This is a genomic window from Rhizobacter sp. P3_B12, from assembly GCF_056402895.1.
Genome location: NZ_JBFUGN010000660.1, coordinates 1 through 3492, shown reverse-complemented (window position 1 = coordinate 3492; position 3492 = coordinate 1). Strand labels below are relative to the sequence as shown.

4 protein-coding genes are annotated in these 3492 nt (G+C 71.3%); 1 reads left to right on the top strand and 3 read right to left on the bottom strand.

Features of this window, described 5'->3' with window-relative positions; all coding sequences use genetic code 11:
• The 3 genes from AC1D01_RS25690 to AC1D01_RS25680 form a co-directional block, all read right to left on the bottom strand.
• Positions 1-1031: ATP-binding cassette domain-containing protein (locus AC1D01_RS25690; RefSeq protein ID WP_477871398.1), on the bottom strand; the 1031-nt coding region annotated here is incomplete at its 3' end.
• Positions 1028-2029, bottom strand: coding sequence for an isoaspartyl peptidase/L-asparaginase family protein (locus tag AC1D01_RS25685; RefSeq protein ID WP_477871396.1), 1002 nt, complete (start codon positions 2027-2029; stop codon positions 1028-1030). The genes AC1D01_RS25685 and AC1D01_RS25690, both read right to left, overlap by 4 nt.
• Positions 2026-2955: a MurR/RpiR family transcriptional regulator gene (locus AC1D01_RS25680; protein WP_477871394.1), complete on the bottom strand. Its 930-nt coding sequence runs from the start codon at positions 2953-2955 to the stop codon at positions 2026-2028. The genes AC1D01_RS25685 and AC1D01_RS25680 overlap by 4 nt, the downstream gene beginning before the upstream one ends.
• Before the next feature lie 165 nt (positions 2956-3120).
• On the opposite strand from AC1D01_RS25680, the gene AC1D01_RS25675 reads away from it, so the two are divergent.
• Positions 3121-3372 carry a hypothetical protein gene (locus tag AC1D01_RS25675; protein WP_477871392.1) on the top strand — a complete coding sequence of 84 codons (252 nt, stop codon included), beginning with the start codon at positions 3121-3123 and terminating at the stop codon, positions 3370-3372.
• The last annotated feature ends 120 nt before the right edge of the window (positions 3373-3492 follow it).

Genomic DNA, 3492 nt, shown 5'->3' with positions numbered 1-3492 from the left:
AAGCTGATCTGCTCGACGGCATGCACCTGGCGCTTCACGCGGCCGAGGATGCCGCTGCGCAGCGGGAAGCGCGTGACGAGGCCTTGCACCGACAGCACCGGCGGCAGGTCGGCGCGCACGCTGTCGGGCATGGTGACCTGGTGCGTGGCGGCCACCACTTCATCGCCAGGCAGTGCGAAGCGCGCCGGCAGGTCCTGGCCGTGCATGGCCCCCAGCTGCGGCACCGCTGCCAGCAGCGCCTTCGTGTAGGGCTGCTGCGGCTGCGCGAACAGCGCGCGGCAGTCGCCCGATTCGATCCTGTCGCCGCGCCGCATCACCAGCACGCGGTCGGCGATCTCGGCGACCACGCCCATGTCGTGGGTGATGAAGATCACGCCCATCGACAGCTCGTGCTGCAGCTGCTGGATCAGCGCGAGGATCTGCGCCTGGATCGTCACGTCGAGCGCGGTGGTCGGCTCGTCGGCGATCAGCAGCSKCGGCYSGCAGGCSAGCGCCATCGCGATCATCRCGCGCTGGCGCATGCCGCCCGASAGCTGGTGCGGGTGCCGGCCCAGCACCTCGCGCGCCTCGGGGATGCGCACCAGGTCGAACAGGCGCAGCGCCTCGGCCATCGCCTCGCGCTGCGAGCGGCCCTGGTGCAGGCGGATCGATTCGGCAACCTGCTGGCCGACGGTGAAGACCGGGTTCAGCGAGGTCATCGGCTCCTGGAAGACCATCGCGAGGTCCGCGCCGCGCAGCGAACGCATGCGGCGCCCATCGGCCTTTGCCAGGTCGACGCGCTCGCCGTCGCGGCGGGTCAGCCACATCTCGCCGCTGTCGATGCGGCCGCCGCCGTGCTCGACCAGGCGCATCAGCGCGAGCGACGACACCGACTTGCCCGAGCCGGACTCGCCGACGATCGCCAGCGTCTCGCCGGCATCGACGTGGAAATCGAGTGCACGCACCGCCTGCAGCCGGCCGCCTTCGATGGCGAAGCTGACGCTGAGGTTGCGCACGTCGAGCACGCGTCGTGTGGGGATCGTCTCGGTCATGTCGATTCGGGCCCCGCTTCGTCGGCGTAGATGGCAGACACCGGCGCTTCGCCGACGCGGGCCCAGCCGCGGTACATGCCCTCGGTGTTGAACGGCAGCGCGACGTTGCCGCGCGCATCGACGGCGATMAACCCGCCGCGGCCGCCGAGCGGCGGCAGCTTGTCCATCACGACGCGCTTCGCGGCGAAGCGCAGCGGCAGCCCGACGTACTCGACCAGCGCCGACACGTCGTAGGCAGCGAGCCCGCGCATGAAGGCCTCGCCGACGCCGGTGCACGACACCGCCACCGTGCGGTCGTTCGCATAGCAGCCGGCGCCGATCAGCGGCGAATCGCCGACGCGGCCGGGGCGCTTGTTCGTCATGCCGCCGGTCGAGGTGGCGGCGGCCAGGTGCCCGTGCGCATCGAGCGCGACCGCGCCGACGGTGCCGAACTTGTCGCGCTCGTCGAGCGGCGCAGGGACCGTGGGGGCCAGCTGGCTCGCGCCATCGTGGTCGAGCGCGGTGCGATCGCTGGCCTGCATCGCCTGCAGTTGCGCGAAGCGCTCCGGCGTGTCGAACCACTCCGGCGCCACCGTCTCGCAGCCGCGTTCCGCCGCGAACTGCTCGGCACCGGGGCCGATCAGCAGCACCGGGCCGCCGGCCTCCATCACCGCGCGCGCGGCGAGGATCGGGTTGCGCAGCGTGCGCACGCCGGCCACCGCCCCGCCAGCCAGGTCGCTGCCGCGCATCACGCAGGCATCGAGCTCGTGGCGGCCGTCTGCCGTGTAGACCGCGCCGCGGCCGGCGTTGAAGAGCGGGCATTCCTCGAGCTGGCGCACCGCCTCGGTGACGACGTCGATCGCCGCGGCACCGTCGGCAAGCATCGCCTGCGTGCTGCGCAGGATCTCGTCGAGCGCGGCGCGGTAGCGGTCCTGCTGCTCGGCCGAGATCGACGCGCGCGACAGCGTGCCGGCGCCGCCATGGATGGCAATCACTGCCGGTGTCGTCGAAAAACTCATCGCACGCTCCCCGGCGCCACCTGCAGCCACGGCAGCACGCCGCGGGCCATTTCTTCGGCGCGCTGCACCGCGCCCTCGGTGCGGTGCGCGAGGGCAGCCACCAGCGCCTCGAGCAGCGCCAGCACGGTGGCGTTCGAGGTGGGCGCCACCTGGCGGCTGACGTGCGCATACAGCGTGACGTCGGCCAGCGGCACCAGCGGCGACGACGGCTCGTCGGTCAGCGCCAGCACCTTGACGCCGCGCTCGCGGGCGAGGCGCGTCAACGCGACGGTGTCTTCGACATAGCGCGGAAAGGCCAGCGCGATCAGCAGGTCGCGCGGCCCGCGCTTGACCAGCTGCCGCGCCGCATGCGAGGGCCCGCCCGCCTGCGCCAGGCTGCCGACGCGCGAGCACAGCGGCTCCAGCTCGTGCTGCAGCACGCCGGCGAGATRCGCGCTGCTGCCCCAGCCGAGCGTCAGCACCTGCTCGGCCTCGGCGATCAGCGAGACGGCCTGCTCGCAGGGCTGGTGCTGCAGGGCCTGCAGCGTGTGTTCGAGGTTCGCCGCCGTCTCGCGCAGCGAAGCCACCATCGCCTGCTGCGTCCCGGTGGGCTGCTTCAGGTTGCTGCGCAGGCTCTCGACCGGCGCCAGGATGGCCTCGAAGCCGCGCGCCAGCTCGGCACGGAACTGCGGGTAGCCGGCAAAGTTCAGCGCGCGGGCAAAGCGGTTGGCGGTCGCGATCGACACCGCCACCTCGCCGGCGAATTCATCGATGTTGAGCGTGGCCGCCCTGAAAGGGTGCGCCAGCACGGCCTGGCCCATGCGCTGCATCGCGGCGGGCATCGCCGGAATGCCGGCGGCCACCTGCTGCAGCACCGGCAGGCTGGCGAATCGGCCCGCCCAGTGGGCAGAACGGGCAGAACCGGCGGAAGGAGGTGTCGCGGTCATGAAAACAGGGTTTCAGAAAACTTCGCGGACTGTAAAGCAACTTACAGGCCCGATGGGCGCGTGAATTCCAGAACTGCCGTCGGTCCTACACCGAGTGGCGCCTGCGTCCGATCCGGTCACCGGCTGCGGGCGCCGATGATACGAACTCCATCCAGGAGAACACCCATGAAGAAACTCATATCCATCCTCGCCTTGCTGTTCGCGGCAGGCGCCGCCTTCGCGCAGGCCGGCACCGCCGTCAAAGAAGGCGCCAAGGCGACCGCCGAGACCGCCAAGCAAGGCACCGAGAACGTCAAGGGCGCCGTGACCGACGAGCCGTCGAGCACCGTGCACAAGACCAAGGCCAAGGTGCACAAGGCCAAGGCGAAGAGCCACGCCAAGAAGGCCAAGGCCGCGGCGAAGGAAACCGTTCAGTAAGCCGCCTGGTCGCTGAACTCGGCCGCGTCGCGCAACGGCGGCGCGGCGGGTTCGAAGCCGACGTGCCACCACGCCGGCAACAGCCCGCGCACCTGCGGCTTCGCGAAGCGGTCGTCGATC

Excerpts from the sequence above, each read along its gene's own strand:
- AC1D01_RS25675 (WP_477871392.1), top strand. The coding sequence starts at position 3,121 with ATGAAGAAACTCATATCCATCCTCGCCTTGCTGTTCGCGGCAGGCGCC.